Origin of the sequence: Kribbella amoyensis (assembly GCF_007828865.1) — a bacterium.
GTDB classification, from domain to species: domain Bacteria; phylum Actinomycetota; class Actinomycetes; order Propionibacteriales; family Kribbellaceae; genus Kribbella; species Kribbella amoyensis.
Genome location: NZ_VIVK01000001.1, coordinates 3,219,756 through 3,236,818, shown reverse-complemented (window position 1 = coordinate 3,236,818; position 17,063 = coordinate 3,219,756). Strand labels below are relative to the sequence as shown.

General features: G+C 70.3%; 20 protein-coding genes. 12 read left to right on the top strand and 8 right to left on the bottom strand.

Annotated features, from left to right (window positions below; all coding sequences use genetic code 11):
- Positions 1-21: 21 nt before the first annotated feature.
- Positions 22-504, bottom strand: coding sequence for a helix-turn-helix domain-containing protein (locus FB561_RS15450; protein ID WP_145807285.1), 483 nt, complete (start codon positions 502-504; stop codon positions 22-24).
- 252 nt (positions 505-756) lie between these two features.
- Here FB561_RS15450 and FB561_RS15445 point away from each other — a divergent pair, with 252 nt between their 5' ends.
- From FB561_RS15445 to FB561_RS15405, 9 genes are read left to right on the top strand one after another with little or no spacing between them, the layout of a single operon-like run.
- Entirely contained in the window at positions 757-1,827 is a 1,071-nt protein-coding gene (locus tag FB561_RS15445) for an NADH-quinone oxidoreductase subunit B family protein (protein ID WP_202880623.1), read from the top strand.
- A gap of 4 nt (positions 1,828-1,831) precedes the next feature.
- A complete protein-coding gene (locus FB561_RS15440) occupies positions 1,832-3,637 on the top strand; it encodes a nickel-dependent hydrogenase large subunit (RefSeq protein ID WP_145807282.1) in 1,806 nt (601 codons plus the stop codon).
- Complete coding sequence (locus FB561_RS15435; RefSeq protein ID WP_145807280.1) at positions 3,637-4,488, top strand: NifU family protein; 852 nt, start codon at positions 3,637-3,639, stop codon at positions 4,486-4,488. The genes FB561_RS15440 and FB561_RS15435 overlap by 1 nt, the downstream gene beginning before the upstream one ends.
- On the top strand, positions 4,485-5,171 hold the full coding sequence (locus FB561_RS15430; RefSeq protein ID WP_202880622.1) for a DUF5947 family protein: 687 nt from the start codon (positions 4,485-4,487) through the stop codon (positions 5,169-5,171). Before FB561_RS15435 ends, FB561_RS15430 begins: the two co-directional genes overlap by 4 nt.
- Positions 5,164-5,796: a DUF6084 family protein gene (locus tag FB561_RS15425; RefSeq protein WP_145807278.1), complete on the top strand. Its 633-nt coding sequence runs from the start codon at positions 5,164-5,166 to the stop codon at positions 5,794-5,796. The genes FB561_RS15430 and FB561_RS15425 overlap by 8 nt, the downstream gene beginning before the upstream one ends.
- On the top strand, positions 5,793-7,091 hold the full coding sequence (locus FB561_RS15420) for a hypothetical protein (RefSeq protein ID WP_145807276.1): 1,299 nt from the start codon (positions 5,793-5,795) through the stop codon (positions 7,089-7,091). The genes FB561_RS15425 and FB561_RS15420 overlap by 4 nt, the downstream gene beginning before the upstream one ends.
- The gene (locus tag FB561_RS15415; RefSeq protein ID WP_145807274.1) at positions 7,088-7,576 is read left to right on the top strand and encodes a hydrogenase maturation protease; all 489 of its coding nucleotides are present in this window, start codon (positions 7,088-7,090) and stop codon (positions 7,574-7,576) included. The genes FB561_RS15420 and FB561_RS15415 overlap by 4 nt, the downstream gene beginning before the upstream one ends.
- 1 nt (position 7,577) lies before the next feature.
- Positions 7,578-7,796 carry a HypC/HybG/HupF family hydrogenase formation chaperone gene (locus tag FB561_RS15410; protein ID WP_145807273.1) on the top strand — a complete coding sequence of 73 codons (219 nt, stop codon included), beginning with the start codon at positions 7,578-7,580 and terminating at the stop codon, positions 7,794-7,796.
- The gene (locus tag FB561_RS15405; RefSeq protein WP_145807271.1) at positions 7,793-8,464 is read left to right on the top strand and encodes a DUF6390 family protein; all 672 of its coding nucleotides are present in this window, start codon (positions 7,793-7,795) and stop codon (positions 8,462-8,464) included. Before FB561_RS15410 ends, FB561_RS15405 begins: the two co-directional genes overlap by 4 nt.
- 5 nt (positions 8,465-8,469) lie before the next feature.
- On the opposite strand, the gene FB561_RS15400 is transcribed toward FB561_RS15405, so the two are convergent.
- From FB561_RS15400 to FB561_RS15390, 3 genes are read right to left on the bottom strand one after another with little or no spacing between them, the layout of a single operon-like run.
- Positions 8,470-8,850 (bottom strand): helix-turn-helix domain-containing protein, encoded by a 381-nt coding sequence (locus FB561_RS15400; protein WP_145807269.1) that lies wholly within the window; start codon positions 8,848-8,850, stop codon positions 8,470-8,472.
- A gap of 45 nt (positions 8,851-8,895) precedes the next feature.
- Complete coding sequence (locus FB561_RS15395) at positions 8,896-9,174, bottom strand: muconolactone Delta-isomerase family protein (RefSeq protein WP_145807268.1); 279 nt, start codon at positions 9,172-9,174, stop codon at positions 8,896-8,898.
- A gap of 2 nt (positions 9,175-9,176) precedes the next feature.
- Positions 9,177-10,556: an NAD(P)H-quinone dehydrogenase gene (locus FB561_RS15390; protein ID WP_145807266.1), complete on the bottom strand. Its 1,380-nt coding sequence runs from the start codon at positions 10,554-10,556 to the stop codon at positions 9,177-9,179.
- Between the two features lie 31 nt (positions 10,557-10,587).
- Here FB561_RS15390 and FB561_RS15385 point away from each other — a divergent pair, with 31 nt between their 5' ends.
- Entirely contained in the window at positions 10,588-11,049 is a 462-nt protein-coding gene (locus FB561_RS15385) for a gamma-glutamylcyclotransferase (RefSeq protein ID WP_145807264.1), read from the top strand.
- Between the two features lie 38 nt (positions 11,050-11,087).
- Positions 11,088-12,737 carry a phospho-sugar mutase gene (locus FB561_RS15380; RefSeq protein ID WP_145807262.1) on the top strand — a complete coding sequence of 550 codons (1,650 nt, stop codon included), beginning with the start codon at positions 11,088-11,090 and terminating at the stop codon, positions 12,735-12,737.
- 101 nt (positions 12,738-12,838) lie between these two features.
- On the opposite strand, the gene FB561_RS15375 is transcribed toward FB561_RS15380, so the two are convergent.
- The 4 genes from FB561_RS15375 to FB561_RS15360 form a co-directional block, all read right to left on the bottom strand.
- Positions 12,839-13,300, bottom strand: a complete 462-nt coding sequence (locus FB561_RS15375; protein WP_145807260.1) for a hypothetical protein — start codon at positions 13,298-13,300, stop codon at positions 12,839-12,841.
- A gap of 187 nt (positions 13,301-13,487) precedes the next feature.
- Positions 13,488-14,417, bottom strand: coding sequence for a neutral zinc metallopeptidase (locus FB561_RS15370; protein WP_145807258.1), 930 nt, complete (start codon positions 14,415-14,417; stop codon positions 13,488-13,490).
- 112 nt (positions 14,418-14,529) lie between these two features.
- Positions 14,530-15,411 (bottom strand): alpha/beta hydrolase, encoded by an 882-nt coding sequence (locus FB561_RS15365; RefSeq protein WP_238334828.1) that lies wholly within the window; start codon positions 15,409-15,411, stop codon positions 14,530-14,532.
- Positions 15,408-15,965, bottom strand: a complete 558-nt coding sequence (locus FB561_RS15360; RefSeq protein ID WP_238334827.1) for a PH domain-containing protein — start codon at positions 15,963-15,965, stop codon at positions 15,408-15,410. Before FB561_RS15360 ends, FB561_RS15365 begins: the two co-directional genes overlap by 4 nt.
- Positions 15,966-16,092: 127 nt before the next feature.
- Between FB561_RS15360 and deoC the strand changes: the two genes are divergently transcribed.
- The gene (gene deoC / locus FB561_RS15355; RefSeq protein WP_202880621.1) at positions 16,093-17,061 is read left to right on the top strand and encodes a deoxyribose-phosphate aldolase; all 969 of its coding nucleotides are present in this window, start codon (positions 16,093-16,095) and stop codon (positions 17,059-17,061) included.
- Positions 17,062-17,063: the final 2 nt, after the last annotated feature.

The following is a 17,063-nucleotide window of genomic DNA, read 5'->3' as shown; positions in this document are numbered from 1 at the left end:
CCGGCAACAGCCCCGGAAGAATCACGGCCCGAAGATTTCGTGCAATCGGCGCAGGTCCCGTAATCGCGGTTCGGTGTCACCGCGGAGCCACCTGCTGATGGTGCGCACCGACACTCCGATCCGGCGGGCCGCCGCCTGCTGGGAGAGCCCTTGGCCGCGCAAGACTCCGGTGAACCACTCGGCGAAGGGCTCGGGAGACGACTCGACCGGACGACCGGTCGCACCGTGCAGGACCTCGACCTCGACGCCGTCGGGAAAGAGCCGCACGGTGACGTCGAAGGTCCCTTCCGCCGGACCGGCCGCGGCCAGCAGAGCGCTCGTGATCGCGTGGTAGAGGGACTGCTGCTCGGCCGGCTCCAGCGCGGCGGGCTGGAGCGCTTCCCGGACGAACAGCTCGGCGTCCGGCAGCGATCCCGGGCGCGCCGGGAAGACATGGGAGACGACGACCACGGGCGAGACGAAGGTCTCGCTGCCGGAGCCGTCCGGCGGCGGATCGGCAGGCATCTCGGCACCGCTCCAGGGCATTTCCGGTCGATGTTCGCGGTAATGCTCAACGATACCCACGGAACGCACCGGACCCGCTCGGCCGAATTGTCCCGGAATCGCGGAATCACGGAATTCCCGACACTGCCATTAATACCTGACACAAGTGTCTGTCCCGCGCGCCGGTCCGGACGTAGGGTCCGAAACAGAGGCGCGCCGAGGCCCGCCAGGTGCCGGTGCGCACGTCAACCGTGGGTCAGGGAGGCGGGGCTCGTGTCCACCACGCTGGAGCCGGAACACGCACAGGAGACGGCCGAGGAAGCGGCGGTCCACATCCTCTGGATGAACGGTGGGCTGAGCTGCGACGGCGACTCGGTGGCGCTCACCGCGGCGACTCAGCCGAGTATCGAGGAGATCGTCCTCGGCGCCCTGCCCGGGCTGCCGAAGATCGCGGTGCACTGGCCGCTGATCGACTTCGAGTGCGGCCCGGAGACCGGTGCGGACAACTTCATCGAGTGGTGGCACAAGGCCGACCGCGGCGAGCTGGAGCCGTTCGTGCTGGTGGTCGAGGGCTCGATCCCGAACGAGGCGATCAAGTCCGAGGGGTACTGGGCCGGCTTCGGCAACAACCCGGCCACCGGACAGCCGATGCGGACCTCGGAGTGGCTGGACCGGCTGGCCTCGAAGGCGACCGCGGTCGTTGCCGTCGGCACCTGCGCGACGTACGGCGGGATCCACGCGATGGCCGGTAACCCGACCGGCGCGATGGGCGTGCCGGACTACCTGGGCTGGGGCTGGAAGTCGAAGGCGGGCCTGCCGATCGTCTGCGTCCCCGGCTGTCCGATCCACCCCGACAACCTGTCCGAGACGCTCGTCTACCTGCTGTACCAGGTGGCCGGCCAGGCCCCGATGATCCCGCTCGACGCCGAACTGCGGCCGCAGTGGCTGTTCGGCAGCACCGTGCACGAGGGCTGCGACCGGGCCGGGTACTACGAGCAGGGCGACTTCGCCAAGGAGTACGGGTCGGCCAAGTGCCTGGTGAAGCTGGGCTGCTGGGGCCCGGTGGTGAACTGCAACGTACCGAAGCGAGGCTGGATCAACGGCGTCGGCGGCTGCCCGAACGTGGGCGGGATCTGTATCGCCTGCACGATGCCCGGCTTCCCGGACAAGTTCATGCCGTTCATGGACGAACCCACCGGCGCCCGGGTGTCGACCACCGCGAGCACGGCGTACGGGACCGTGGTGCGCCGGCTGCGCAAGTACACGATCCGGCAGAAGAACAAGGAACCCAAGTGGCGGCACAAGGGTTCGCAGCTCTCCACCGGCTACACGAAGGTCTGGTGACACGATGACCACCACCGCACCGAAGACGAGCGGCCGGGAAGCCTCGAAGGCCGAGTCCGACGTCGTCGAGATGGCCTGGGACCCGATCACCCGGATCGTCGGCAGCCTCGGCATCTACGCCAACGTGGACTTCAAGCAGAAGGTCGTCCAGGAGTGCCACAGCACCTCGTCGATCTTCCGCGGCTACAGCATCTTCATGAAGGGCAAGGACCCGCGGGACGCGCACTTCATCACCAGCCGGATCTGCGGGATCTGCGGCGACAACCACGCCACCTGCTCGGTGTACGCGCAGAACATGGCCTACGGCGTCGCCCCGCCGCATCTCGGCGAGTGGATCGTCAACCTCGGCGAGGCCGCGGAGTACATGTTCGACCACAACATCTTCCAGGAGAACCTGGTCGGGGTGGACTACTGCGAACGGATGGTGAAGGAGACCAACTCGGGCGTGCTGGAGCTGGCGAACCGGACCCAGGCACCGCACACGGCCGACCACGGGTACCGGACGATCGGCGACATCATGCGGGCGCTGAACCCGCTGGAGGGCGAGTTCTACCGGGAGGCGCTGCACGTCAGCCGCTACACCCGGGAGATGTTCTGCCTGATGGAGGGCCGGCACGTACACCCGTCGACGCTGTACCCCGGCGGCGTCGGCACGGTGGCGACGATCCAGCTGTTCACCGACTATCTGACCCGGCTGATGCGCTACGTCGAGTTCATGAAGAAGGTCGTGCCGTTGCACGACGACCTGTTCGACTTCTTCTACGAGGCGCTGCCCGGCTACGAGGAGGTCGGCCGGCGGCGGATCCTGCTCGGTTGCTGGGGCAGCCTGAACGACCCGGCGGTGTGCGACTTCCGGTACCAGACGATGGAGACCTGGGGGCGGCGGATGTTCGTCACCCCCGGCGTCATCGTCGACGGTGAGCTGGTGACCAACAGCCTGGTCGACATCAACCTCGGCCTGCGGATCCTGCTCGGCAGCTCGTACTACGACGACTGGGCCGGTGGCGGGTACGAGAAGTTCGTCGACGTGGACCCGCTCGGCAACGCGATCGACGTCCGGCACCCGTGGAACCAGCACACGCTGCCGAAACCGCAGAAGCGCGACTTCTCGAACGCGTACAGCTGGACGATGTCGCCGCGCTGGTTCGACGGCAAGGACCACCTGGCCCTGGACACCGGTGGCGGCCCGCTCGCCCGGCTGTGGTCGACCGCGCTGTCCGGCCTGGTCAGCACCGACTACGTGCAGGCCACCGGGCACAGCGTGAAGATCCAGCTGCCCAGGACGGCGCTCAAGCCGGCCACGGAGTACGAGTGGCAGATCCCGCGCTGGAGCAACGCGATCGAGCGGAACCGGGCCCGGACCTACTTCCAGGCGTACTCCGCGGCGCTCGCGCTGCACTTCTGCGAGAAGGCGATGGCCGAGGTCAGGGCCGGCCGGACCGAGACGTGGACACCGTTCAAGGTGCCCGAGGAGGCCATCTCCTGCGGGTTCACCGAGGCGGTCCGCGGCGTCCTGTCGCACCACGTGGTGATCCGCGAGGGCAAGATCGCGAACTATCACCCGTACCCACCGACCCCGTGGAACGGCAGCGTCCGGGACAGCTACGGCACCCCGGGACCGTACGAGGACGCGGTGCAGAACACGCCGATCTTCGAGGAGAACCCACCGGACCGGTTCAAGGGCATCGACATCATGCGGGCGGTCCGCAGCTTCGACCCGTGTCTGCCCTGCGGGGTGCACATGTTCGTCGGCAACGGACAGGAGAAGTCCCACCTGCACTCGCCCACGATCGCCGTCAAGCCGTACTGATGGACGCACCGACGGAGGTCGCCGCGGTCCAGCAGCTCGGCGAGCGGATCGACGTCCTGCTCGACGAGGTGCAGCGGGAGGCCACGCCCGCAGTGACCGCGAAGGTCGAGGAACTGGTGCGCGCCGTTCTCTCGTTGCACGGTGCCGGACTGGAACGGCTGCTGGGCCGGCTGGACGAAGCGCGGACCCGGGACCTGCTCGAGGACGACCTGGTCGCCGGGTTGCTGCTGCTGCACGATCTCCATCCCGACGACGTCGGCACCCGGATCCAGGCGGCGCTGGACCGGGTCCGGCCGTACCTGGGCTCGCACGCGGGCGGGATCGACTACCTCGGGCTGGACGACGACGGCGTGGTGCACCTGAGGTTGCAGGGCAGCTGCGACGGCTGCCCAGGTTCCACCACGACCGTTCGGCTGACCGTGGAGAACGCCGTCCTCGACGCGGCGCCCGAGGCCGTGGCGGTCGAGGTGGAGGGCATGGTCGAGGCCACGCCACGACAGACCCTGCTGACGATCGAGCCGTTCCGGCCGCACGAGGAGAGTGCGGGCTGGCACCGGCTGAAGCTCTCGGTCGCTCCCGGTGAGGTCCAGCGGGTGACCGGTCTCGACCTGTTCGTCGCCAACCTGGCCGGCACATTGTTTGCCTATCTCAACAATTGCCCGGTCTGCTCGGCGACCTTGCACACCGGCGCGCTGACAGGTGACGAGCTCACCTGTTCCCGCTGCGCCACCCACTATGACGTACGGCTGGCCGGCCGAGCGAAAGACGGCGGAGAACCGTTGGAGCCACTGCCACTGTTGCCCGACGGAGAGGACTGGAAGATCGCAGTACCGGGGAGGCAACCAGTGTGAGGACCTCGGCTTCGCTGCGCTCGCTCGCGCGCGGCTCGCCTGTACGACCGCAGGGTCCGGCCGCAACGCCGGATCCCGCGGCCGTGTTGGGCCGGTTCACCGGCGGCTCCCGGGCCCAGGGTGCGCCGGGTGAGCAGTGCGAGATGTGCGCGGTCCCGATCGGCCCTGTGCACCCGCACGTCGCCGACGTCCCGGACCATCGGCTGCTGTGTACCTGCCGGCCGTGCTATCTCCTGTTCAGTACGACGGCCGCGTCCCGTGGGCACTACCGCGCCGTCCCGGAGACGTATCGGCACTACGCCGACTTCGCCCTCACCCCGGCCCAGTGGGACTCGCTAGGGATTCCGGTCGACCTCGCGTTCTTCTACCGGCAGACCGAGGGCGATCGGTACGTCGCGTTCTACCCGAGTCCGGGTGGTGCCACCGAGTCGCTGCTCGACCTGGCCGGGTGGGACGAGGTGGTCGCCGCGAATCCGTTGCTGGGCGAGCTGATCCCCGACGTCGAGGCCGTTCTGCTGCGCCGGACCGGGGACGGGGTCGAGTGTCACCTGGTCCCGATCGACGCCTGCTACGAACTGGTCGGGCTGGTCCGGCAGTCGTGGGAGGGCTTCGCGGGTGGCGAGGAGGTCTGGCAGCGGATCGACGAGTTCTTCGCCCGGATCCGGGAGCGTGGCGATGGTTGACCTGGAGTTCACCTGCCTGGGCGCCGACTCGGACCGGTACGCCGCGGCCCCGACGATCCTGCTGCACCTGCGCGTCACCGAGACCACGGGGACGCCGGTCCACGTGCTCGCGTTGCGCAGCCAGATCCGGATCGAGCCGGTACGCCGCCGGTACGACGACGAGGAGGCCGCGGCGCTCGCGGACCTGTTCGGGTCCCGGGACCGCTGGGGCGAGACGCTCAAGCCGTTGCAGTTCGCGTTCGTGTCCCAGTTGCTGCCCGGGTTCACCGGCTCGACCGAGGTGGACCTGCAGTTGCCGTGCAGCTACGACTTCGAGGTGGCCGCGCACAAGTACCTCTACGGGCTGCGCGAAGGCGGTGCGCCGCTGTTGCTGCTGTTCAACGGGACGATCTTCACCGGACAGGCGGGGCATCTCGCCGTCACCCCGGTGGCGTGGCAGAAGGAGACCCGGTACGAGCTGCCGGTGTCGGTGTGGCGGGACGCGATGGACCAGCACTTCCCGGGCGCGTCCTGGTTGCGGCTGCGGCGGGACACGTTCGACCGGCTGTACGCGTACCGCGTCCGCGAGGCGCTACCGGGCTGGGACGACGCGATCGACCGGCTGTTGAAAGAGCAGCAGCCATGACGAGCGCGTTCGACACCGTCCAGCAGCTCGCGGACGCGGTGCTGTTCGAGGGGTACGTCCTCTACCCGTACCGCGCGTCCTCGAACAAGAACCAGGTCCGCTGGCAGTTCGGCGTCCTGATGCCACCGGCGTACGCCGAGGTGGACGCGTCAGAGCGGACGTGGTCCCAGCTGGAGTGCCTGCTGGACGGTGACGACGCGGAGCTGACGATCCGGCTGCGCTTCCTCCAGGCCCAGCAGCGATCCGTGCTGTCCGCCGACGGGGTCGAGGTGGACAGCTTGGAGTACGACGACGCGACGTACGTACCGTGGGACGAGGCCGTCGAGCGGACCGTGGACAGCACGGTCCGGGTGGACGCGCTGCCGGCCGAGGTGCCGTTCGTCGTTGCCGGGGGCACCGAGTACGAGGCGATCGGCGCGGCCGGGCAGCTTCGGCGGACCAGAGCCGAGCTGACCGGTGCGCTCCTGGTCTCGGCCACCCCGTTGCCCGGCCCGTACGGCGTCACGCGGTTGCGGGTGCGGGTCGAGAACCGTTCATCGGAAGGTGGGACCGAGCGGACCGCGGCGTTGCGGCGGGCGTTGATCGCGCATCACGTGCTGCTCGCGTCGGAGGGTTCCCGGTTCCTGTCGTTGCTGGAGCCGCCGGAGTGGGCGAGCGGGTATGTCGCCGAGTGCGAGAACTCCGGGCTCTTCCCGGTGCTCGCGGACGGGCTGGTGCTGGCGTCGCCGATCATCCTCTACGACCAGCCGCGGATCGCGCCGGAGAGCCAGGGCGACCTGTTCGACGCGACCGAGATCGACGAGATCCTCAGCCTGCGGACGATGACGCTCACCGACGCGGAGAAGCGCGAGGTCCGCGGCACGGATCCCCGGGCCGCGGCGTTGCTCGACCGGGTCGACTCGATGCCGCCCGAACTGCTCGACCGCCTGCACGGCACGATCCGCTACCTCCAGCAGGTCACGTCCGATCCGGAGCCCCCCGAGGAGGCGAAGCCGTGGTGGGACCCGGGCAACGACGCCTCGGTCTCCCCCACGGCCGACACCGTGGTCGTCGGTGAGGTTGCCGTTGGCAACGGGACCAGGGTGCGGCTGAATCCGGGTGTGAAACGGGCCGACGCGCAGGACATGTTCCTCACCGGCCGGCTCGGGACCGTGGTCGCCGTGCTGGCCGACGTGGACGGCGAGACCCACCTGGCGGTCGCGCTGGACGGCGCGGAGGGCGAGGTCCAACGGTCGCACGGGCGGTACCTGTACTTCAGCCCGGACGAGGTCGAGCCGCTGGTGGGGACCGGATGACCGCGCGGATCCTGGTGGCCGGACTGGGCAACCTGTTCTGTACCGACGACGGGTTCGGCGTCTCGGTGGTCCAGCGGCTGGCCGGGCGGACCTGGCCGGCCGGGGTCGAGGTGAGCGACTTCGGCATCCGCGGCATCCACCTCGCGTACCAGCTGCTGGAGCCGTACGACCTGGTGGTGCTGGTGGACGCGATCGACCGCGGTGGACCGCCGGGCACCGTGTACGTGGTCGAGGCGGAACCGGCCGACGAGCCGGGGCCCGAGGTCAGCATGGACGCGCACGACCTGGCACCCGACGCGGTGCTCGCCCTGGTCCCGCGACTCGGCGGCACCCTGGGACCGGTCGTGGTGGTCGGCTGCCAGCCCGCGGACCTCGGGACCGGGCTCGGTCTCACGCCCGCGGTGGAGGCAGCCGTGGACGAGGCGGCCGAGGCAGTCACCGAGCTCGTCCTCGCCGCGGTCGCCGGGACCCGGGAAGGAGTCTGACATGTGCCTGGGCATCCCCGGCCGGATCGTCAGTACGGACCCGGGCAACGATCTCGGCCGGGTCGAGGTCGCCGGGGTGGTGCGCGAGATCAACCTGTCCCTGCTGGACGGGCCGTTCGTCCCCGGGGAGTACATCCTGATCCACAGCGGGTTCGCGCTCGAGCGGATGACCGCGGAACGCGCCGCGGACGCCCTCGCGTTCTTCGGGGCCGAGCCGTGACCGAGGGCCCGACCCTCTTCGTCCGGTACGCGCTCGCGCCCAACCGGCTCGGGTACTGCGGCCCGTCGGACGGCAGCACGTTCTTCGAGTACGGCGTGACCGGGCGGGTCGACCCCGGGCTGCGCACCCTGGCTCGTCAGTTCGAGGGTGCGTGGCCGCAACTCCAGCGGATCGCAGCCGCGAGCGGGGCCGTGGATCCGCTCGACCGCGAGGTGGTCGAGGCGTACTGGATCGGCAACCGGCTGCTCGACCGGGCCGGGACCGCGGAAGGCGAGCTGCCGCACCACAGTTTCCAGGTGTTCTGCGCGTACCCGTGGTTCGACCTGCTCGACGACGAACGCAGCAGCGAGCAGGCGTTGCGGGTACTGGACCAGTGCCGGATCAGGTGGGGCCGCGTCGTCGCGGACACGGGCGAGCACGTCGTGGTCGAGTCACGGCCGCTGGTCCGGCGTACCGGCGGGCTGGTCCTCGGTCCGCTGCGCCAGGAAACGGTGATCCGGGGAGTGGACGGGATGAGCCTGGTCGGGCCCCTTCGTCCCGGTGAATGGGTCTCCCTGCATTGGGAGTGGGTCTGCGATCGCCTGACCCCGGCGCACCTGGCCGCGCTCCGCCGGTACTCGGCCCACCACCTGGAACTCGCGAATCAGCGGCACGCGCTGGTCCGGTGACGGTCTCAGCGCCGTGTCGGCCGGGAGGGAACGTCCGGTCCGAGGATCCACCGGCCGTCCGTGGCTCGCCGCTCACGGACCGGGTCGGCCGGCTTCGCGAAGCCGTCGGCGAGGTCCGGGATCCAGCTCGTCGGGGTCTCGGTCAGCCCGAGCAGGTAGGTGACCGTGCAGTCCAGGGCCGCGGCCAGTTCGGGCAACCGGACCACGTCCACGCCGGCGCCGTGCTCGAAGCTGCTGAGGGTCTTGTTCGTCGTCCGGATCCCGCGTCGCGCCAGCCGGGTGACCACTTGCTTCTGCGTCAGGCCGAGCTGGAGCCGGCGGGCGCGGAGCCGGTGCGTCACGATCAGGTGCCGGTCGACGGCGACAGCGTCGGAGTCTTCGAACATGAGGACCTCCCGTGCTGCCCACCATGACCCGGACCGGCGGGTCCGTCAATCAGCGGCTGGCCCGGAGTCCATCTCGGCCAGCGGGTACACCGTGTAGCGGGCGAAGTTGAACACCGGCGCCCGCCCCAGCAGCCGCTCGAACTCCTCGTGCGAGCCGACCTCGTAGATCCAGGCCCCGCCGTGCGAGCCGACCACGTGGTACCGCGACAGCACCTTGCCCTCCTGCTCCAGCCGCCGCCCGTACTCCGGCATCGCGCCGACCGCCCGGGCCATCTCCGGGGAGAGCAGGCTCAGCTCGATCTGCCAGAGCACGAGGAACTTCATCGTCAGTTCCGCAGGTGCAACCGGCGGGCCGCCTCGGCGACCGAGCCGGAGATGGACGGGTAGACGGTGAACGACTGGGCCACCTGGTCGACGGTCAGCCGGGCCCCGACGGCGAGCGCGATCGGGTGGATCAGCTCCGACGCCCGCGGCGCGACCACCACACCACCGACCACGATGCCGGTGTTCGGCAGGCAGAACAGCTTCACGAACCCGTCCCGGACGCCCTGCATCTTGGCCCGCGCGTTGTCGGCCAGCGGCACCTTCACGACCAGCGCCGTACTGCCGCCCGCGTCCAGGGCCGCCTGGGTCAGGCCGACGGTGGCGATCTCGGGTGCGGTGAAGACGTTCGAGGAGACCGTGGACAGGTCCAGCGGGGTGACCGCGTCGCCGAGGGCGTGCGACATCGCGATCCGGCCCTGCATCGCGGCCACCGAGGCGAGCATCAGCACCCCCGTACAGTCACCGGCCGCGTACACGCCGCGAGCCGTGGTCCGGGACACCTTGTCGACCGTGATGAAGCCGCCGTCGCCCAGCGACACGCCCGACTCGGTCAGTCCCATGTCATCGGTGTTCGGCAGCGAACCGACCGCGAGCAGCGCGTGCGATCCCTCGACCTTGCGGCCGTCGGTGAGCGTGACCACGACGCCGTCGCCCTGCCGCTTGACCGACTCCGCGCGGGACTTGCCGAGCACGGTCAGGCCACGCCGCTGGAACACGTCCTCCAGCACGGCGGCCGCGTCCGCGTCCTCGCCCGGGAGCACCCGGTCCCGCGACGACACCAGGACGACCTCGCTGCCGAGCGCGTCGTACGCGCTGGCGAACTCGGCGCCAGTGACACCGGAACCGACCACGATCAGCTTCTCCGGCAGGTCCTCGAGCTCGTACACCTGCTCCCAGGTGAGGATCCGCTCACCGTCCGGCTCCGAACCCGCCAGGATCCGCGGCCGCGCGCCCGTGGCGATCAGGACGAAATCCGCCTCGAGCCGCTCGTCACCGGCCAGGACCGTCTGCGGACCGTCCAGCCGGCCGCGGCCGTGGATCACCCGGATCTTGTCGTCGGCGAGCCGCCGGGTGATGCCGTCGGACTGCGCGGCCGCCAGCGCCTTGACCCGTTGGTTGACGACGGAGAGATCGACACGCACGGAGTTCGCCGGATCGTCGTCGCCGTCGTCGAGCCGGACCCCGAGCTCGCCGGCCTCCTCCACCTCGGTCATCACCTCGGCGGTGGCGATCAGCGTTTTGCTCGGAACACAGTCGGTGAGCACGGCGGATCCGCCGATCCCGTCGGAATCGACGACCGTCACCTCCGCTCCCAGCTGGGCGGCCGCACTCGCCGCTTCGTACCCGCCAGGACCGCCACCGATGATCACAACTCGCGCCACGAGACGCCATTGTTCCGTATCCTGTTTCGTCGTGACCCTGTACGCCGCGTTTGCGTCGAATCTGGACCCGAAGGTGATGGCCGAACGGTGCCCGTACTCCCCCCTGCGCGGGACCGGGTGGATCGTCGGCTGGCGCCTGACCTTCGGAGGCGAGGAACTCGGCTGGGAGGGTGCGATGGCGACCGTCGTCGAGGACCCCGCGGACCCGGCGAACCAGGTCTTCGTCGCGCTCTACGACGTGCACCCCAAGGACGTCGAGCGGCTGGACGAGTGGGAGTGGATCGACCAGGGCGTCTACCGCAAGATCCAGGTCCGGGTGCAGACCCTGGACGGTGAGCAGCTGGCCTGGATGTACGTACTGAACGCCTACGAGGGCGGCCTGCCCTCCGCCCGCTACCTCGGCATCCTCGCCGAGGCCGCCGAGGCCGCCGGCGCACCGGACGACTACGTGGCCGACCTCCGCGCCCGCCCCTGCCAGTCCTCCGGTCACTAGCACGCTTTCCTGGCCGAACTCGGCGGTATCGTGCGGGCGTGACCGCCAACGATGCCGCTCTCACCCGTACCGCCGCCGCTGCCTGGCTCGCGGAGGACCCTGATCCCGACACGCGGGCGGAGCTGCGGCAACTGCTGGACTCCGCGGCCGACGCCGAGCTCGCGGACCGGTTCGCCGGGACGCTGGAGTTCGGGACCGCCGGGCTCCGCGGAGCCGTCGGCGCCGGGCCGAACCGGATGAACCGGGTCGTCGTGATCCGCGCCGCCGCCGGCCTCTGCGCGTACCTGAAGGCCAACGGGCTGACCGACGGCCCGGTCCTGATCGGGTACGACGCCCGGCACAAGTCCGACGTCTTCGCCCAGGACACCGCGGCCGTGGTCCGCGGGGCCGGGCTCGACGCGATCCTGCTGGACCGGCCCGCCCCGACCCCGGTGGTCGCCTTCGGGATCCGGCACCTGGACGCCGTCGCCGGAGTGGTCGTCACCGCCTCGCACAACCCGCCGCAGGACAACGGGTACAAGGTCTATCTCGGCGACGGCTCGCAGATCGTGCCGCCCGCGGACAGCGAGATCGCCGCCGCGATCGACGCGGTCGGCCCGCTGGCCTCCGTCCCCCGGGGCGACGACTGGCAGACGATCGGCGACGAGCTGCTGGACGCGTATCTGGAGCGCATCGCGACCCTGGTCCCACCCGACGCACCGCGGGCGTTGACGGTCGCGTACACGCCGCTGCACGGGGTAGGCCGCGCCCTGGTGGAGCGGGCGGTCGAGCGCGCGGGCTTCGCCGTACCGGCCGTAGTGCCGTCGCAGGCCGACCCGGATCCCGACTTCCCGACGGTGTCGTTTCCGAATCCTGAGGAGCCCGGCGCGATCGACGCGGCGCTGGAGCTGGCCCGGGCCCAGGGGGCGGACCTGGCCGTGGCGAACGACCCGGACGCGGATCGCTGCGCGGTCGCGGTCCCGGATCCGGCCGCGGACGGCGGGTGGCGGATGCTCCGCGGGGACGAGCTGGGCGGGTTGCTCGGGGAGTTCCTGCTGTCGCCGCACCCCGACGGCGTGGCCGCCTGTTCGATCGTGTCGTCGTCGTTGCTGGGCAAGATCGCGGCGGCGTACGGGGTCCGGTACACCGAGACGCTCACCGGGTTCAAGTGGATCGGCCGCGTCCCGGACCTGGTCTTCGGGTACGAGGAGGCGCTCGGGTACTGCGTGGATCCGGCGGCCGTGAAGGACAAGGACGGTGTGTCCACACTGATCCGGGTGCTCCAGCTCGGCGCCCGGGCGAAGGCGGCCGGGCGGACCTTGCCCGACCTGCTGGACGACCTGGCGAAGAAATACGGGCTGCACGCAACCGATCAGCTGTCCGTCCGGGTCGAGGACCTGAGCCTGATCGCGCAGGCGATGGAGCGGTTGCGGGCGACGCCGCCGACCGAGCTGGGCGGCCACACCGTCGACCGGGTGGACGACCTGAGCGAGGGCAGCGCGGACCTGCCGCCGACCGACGGCCTGCGGTACACGCTGTCCGGCGGCGCCCGGGTCGTCGTCCGCCCGTCCGGGACCGAGCCGAAGCTCAAGTGCTACCTGGAAGTGGTGATCCCGGTCCGCGCCGACGACGTCCCCGCGGCCCGGACCCAGGCCGCCACCGAGCTCGCCGCGATCAAGCGCGACCTCGCCACCGCCGCCGGAATCTGAACAACGAAAGGGCCCCTGGTGACCAGGGGCCCGATTCGGTACCGCGCTGAGGCTGCGGTGCTGCCGGTGGGAGCGACTGGCGGGTTACTCCCGGCGGCGGGTCAGCGGACGGCGGCCGCTTCCTGCTCCGCCTGCTCGGCCTGCTCCTGACGCAGCGAGCTCTGCAAGGAAGAGTGCAGGATGCGCAGGGTGCTGGTGGACTGCATCAGGGCGTCCCGCTCGTCCGGGTTCCGGTGGGCGAGCGCGGTGATCTCGTTGATCGCCGCCTCGATCCGGGCGATCCGGGCGGCGACCGAGCCCTCCTGGCTGCTCGCGCTGCGGATCGCGTCGGACGTCACCGTCCAGACGTCCTCCTTGTCGTTCGTGCGGCGGGACAGGTCGACCATCTGGCCGAGCGCGCCCAGGTCGCTGTCGATCTGCGCGCGGTCGTCCGCCGAGGTGATGCCGGCGGTGGCCTGGCGCAGCCGGGTCACGTGCCCGGACAGCTCCGACCAGCTGCACTTGCCACTCTTGATCTTGTCCAGCACCTTGGTGTACTCGGTGTTGAACTCGTCGTAGTTCACTGTCCTTGACTCCTGCCGTTCGACGTTCGACCCAGATGCTAAGGCGTGCGGACCCGAAACACGGTTACCACACGATCGCAGATCGTGTACGTGTCGGCAAAAACCGAAGGCGCCCGGAGAGCCAACGCTCTCCGGGCGCCCTGGTTACGGCGCCGTTGTCACGGAACCGTCATGGTTACCGAATCGATCAGGCGATCCGGGTCGCCGGGGCGGCCCAGGTCTGGCAGCTGCCCGGGTGGCTGTACCGGCCGTTGCCCTTGAAACCGGCCTGCGACCAGAAGTTGTGGCTGGTCCACGAGCCGTGGTCCCGCGGGTAGCCCGGACGGTCGCCGGAGTGCGAGACGACGTAGTCCCACTGCGCCTTCAGCCCACCGGTCATCGGGTAGTAGGCCTTGTTGGCGCCGATGTACGCGGAGCCGAAGCAGGACGCCTGCAGCTCACGACGACGGCTCTCGGCCAGGCCCGCGTCCTTGGACATGTGGTTCTGCCGCCACCAGGAGGCGGTCAGCAGGCCGCTCATCGCCTGGACGTGGTGACCGTACTCGTGCGCGATCGTGTTGGTCGCGTACGCCACGGCGAACGTCGGGTTCTGCGAGTAGTAGGTGACGATCTGGCGCCACGGGATGTAGATGGTCCCGTTGCCCGACGAGCAGTAGAAGGAGATCCAGCCGGTCACCGAGCCGCAGGAGGTCTTGATCGTGTTGTAGCCGTGCACGACCAGGTTCGGCTTGACGTTCCACTTGGCGTTGCCGGCCCGCCACAGGTTGCTCTTCCAGACCGCGTGCATGCAGCGGACGAGTTCCTGCTCGAAGTACCGGACCCGGTACTCCGTGTTCAGCGCGACGTTGGGCCGCTTGCACTTGGACGCCGGGATGGCGCCGGTGTTGTAGAGCTTGTTGTACCGCACCGCGTTCCAGGCGCTGGCCGAGGTCCAGCCCGCGTCCCGACCGGAGTCGTTCGGCGGAACCTCGGCGACCTCGCCCACGACGGGGAGCGGCTGCACTGCCGTCGGACCGGCCGTGACGGCCTGAGCATTCGGCATCGCGAGTGCCGCGCAGCTGGCCAGGGCGATGGCGCCGACCAGGCCGCGCAGCTTCTTGCTGGAGAGATGTTTCATGCGCTCCACTCTCGATGTACTGGGGGACTTACCGGAGCCAATCCTGAATCACTGGGAGGTCATCTCCGGGCGGACAGCGGGTCGGACGCCGCAACTGCCCCTCAAGTTCCCCTCAACTTGCGATTTCGCCCCCGAGAAACCGCAGGTGGTCAGGGAGCATGCGCCGCCAGTAACCGGCGGTATGGGCGCCGGCCTCGATCCCGCCGGCCGCGTGGACCTGCTCGCGCAGATCGCGGACCGCACCCGCGAACGGGTCGTCCCGGCCGCAGTCGATGCGAAGAGCAACGTCCTTCAGCTCGGCCCGGCCGAACACCTGGTGCCGCGCGAAGTCGTCCGGTCCGTCGTACGCACCGGGCGCGACGTCCGCGTACTCGTGCCACAGCGCCGGACTCATCGCCCCGGCCGCGACGACCCTGTCCCCGGCGTCGGCGGCGAGCAAGAGCGCGCCGTACCCGCCCATCGACCAGCCGAGGACGCCGTACCGGTCGGTGCGAAGACCGCGTTCGGCCAACAGGGGAAGGAGTTCGGCGGTGAGCATCCGCTGCGGGTCGTCCCCGGTCGTGCGCTGATGCCAGTAGCTGTCCTGTCCCCCGTCCACGGCGACCAGCGCGAACGGTGCCGTCCCGCTCTGCACGACCTGGGTGAGGTACCGGTCGGCGCCGAGGTCGTTGACGGCCGAGGTGTGGTCACCGCCTCGGCCGTGCAGCATCAGGACGACCGGGAGCCGCGCGTCCAGGCGCTGGCCCTGCGGGTACAACGCGGTCCAGCCGACCGTGGTCCGCCGGGCGGCGGACTTGAACGTGCCCGCCACGGCTTGTCCCGCGGCGACATCCGGGACGACGCCGTCCTCGCCGGTCAGGCCGAGCTTGGCGTGGATCCGCGCCCTGCCCGGGAGAACCCCGGTCTCCACACCGGCCGCGGCCGCGACGACGGCACCGATCGCGGTACCGGCCGTGGCCGCGAGGAAGCGGCGCCGGCCGATCCGCGGGCTCACCGCAGGAGTTGGGCGACGAGGGCGATCACGAGCAGGGCCGCCAGCGCGATCAGCTCCGGCAGGGCCCAGGTGGTGACGACCTTGCTGTCCGGATCGGCCGCGGCGGCGTACCGCTCCCGGTGGCTCTCGATCCGCTCGACCACGAAGTCGGCGCGCGAGATCGAGTTCTCCGCGGCCAGTTTGCGGCCGCCGACCCGCTGCTTGCGCAGGTCCCGCATCACCAGTTGCACGCCGGGGCAGCGGATCCGGCCCGCGCCCTCGGTCTCGACCCGCAGGATGTCGGCCACGTCGACGTCGGTGATCCGGTTCCACGGGACGTGGTGGTCGCGGACGTGGTTACGGATCAGCAGCCCGTCCGGCCGCAGCGTCACCGAAGGCCGGAACAGGCCGAGGTAGGTCACCACCATCAGCACTCCGATCAGCGCGGCCACCAGCAGCCCGCCGAGCGTGCGCCACTCGATCACGATGTCGACCAGCCCCACCAGCCCGATCACCATCACCACCGCACCGGTGATCCGGTTCGACGACGACAGGTACTGCTCGTTCTCAGACACCTTCGGTTTCACCCGGACAAAGTAGCCGGTCGTGGTACCGCGGACGAGGGCGGCGATCCGTGGGTGGAATCACGTCCGGACCGCGCGCGGATCGGGGCGGCGGCGAAATCCGATTAGACTGCCGGGCGTGACCACCATCGACAACGGCGTCGGTTCCGGCGTCGACAGTCTGGCCGACGTGACCTCTTCCGAGGACCGGCTGCGGCGGTTCCTGCTCGGGTTGCCTGGTGTCGACCAGGTCGGCGCCGAGGCGCGGGCCGCCATGCTCGGGACGCGGTCGATCAAGACGACCGCGAAGGCGTACGCGCTGGACCTCGCGATCCGGATGATCGACCTGACCACGCTGGAGGGCCAGGACACCCCGGGCAAGGTGCGGGCGCTGTGCGCGAAGGCGCGGCGGCCCGACCCGGCGGACCCGAGTGCGCCCCAGGTCGCCGCGGTCTGTGTGTACCCGGACCTCGTCGCCACCGCGAAGTACGAGCTGCGCGACTCCGGGATCAACGTGGCCAGTGTGGCGACGGCGTTCCCGAGCGGGCGGTCGAGCCTGGCGATCAAGGTGCAGGACACCAAGGACGCCGTCGCCGCCGGCGCCGACGAGGTGGACATGGTGATCGACCGGGGCGCCTTCCTGTCCGGGCGGTACGGGCTGGTCTTCGACGAGATCGCCGCGATCCGCGAGGCCGCCGGGGAAGCGCACCTGAAGGTGATCCTGGAGACCGGTGAGCTGGTCACCTACGACAACGTGCGGCGGGCGTCCTGGCTGGCGATGCTGGCCGGCGCCGACTTCATCAAGACCTCGACCGGCAAGGTCTCCCCGGCCGCGACGCTGCCGGTGACGCTGGTGATGCTGGAGGCGGTCCGCGACTACCACGAGGCCACCGGGCTGCACATCGGCGTCAAGCCGGCCGGCGGGATCCGGACCGCGAAGGACGCGATCAAGTACCTGGTCACGGTGAACGAGACCGCCGGACCGGACTGGCTGGACCCGGAGCTGTTCCGGTTCGGCGCGTCCAGCCTGCTGAACGACCTGCTGATGCAACGCACCAAGCTCGCCACCGGCCACTATCCGGGCCCCGACTACTTCACGCTGGACTGACG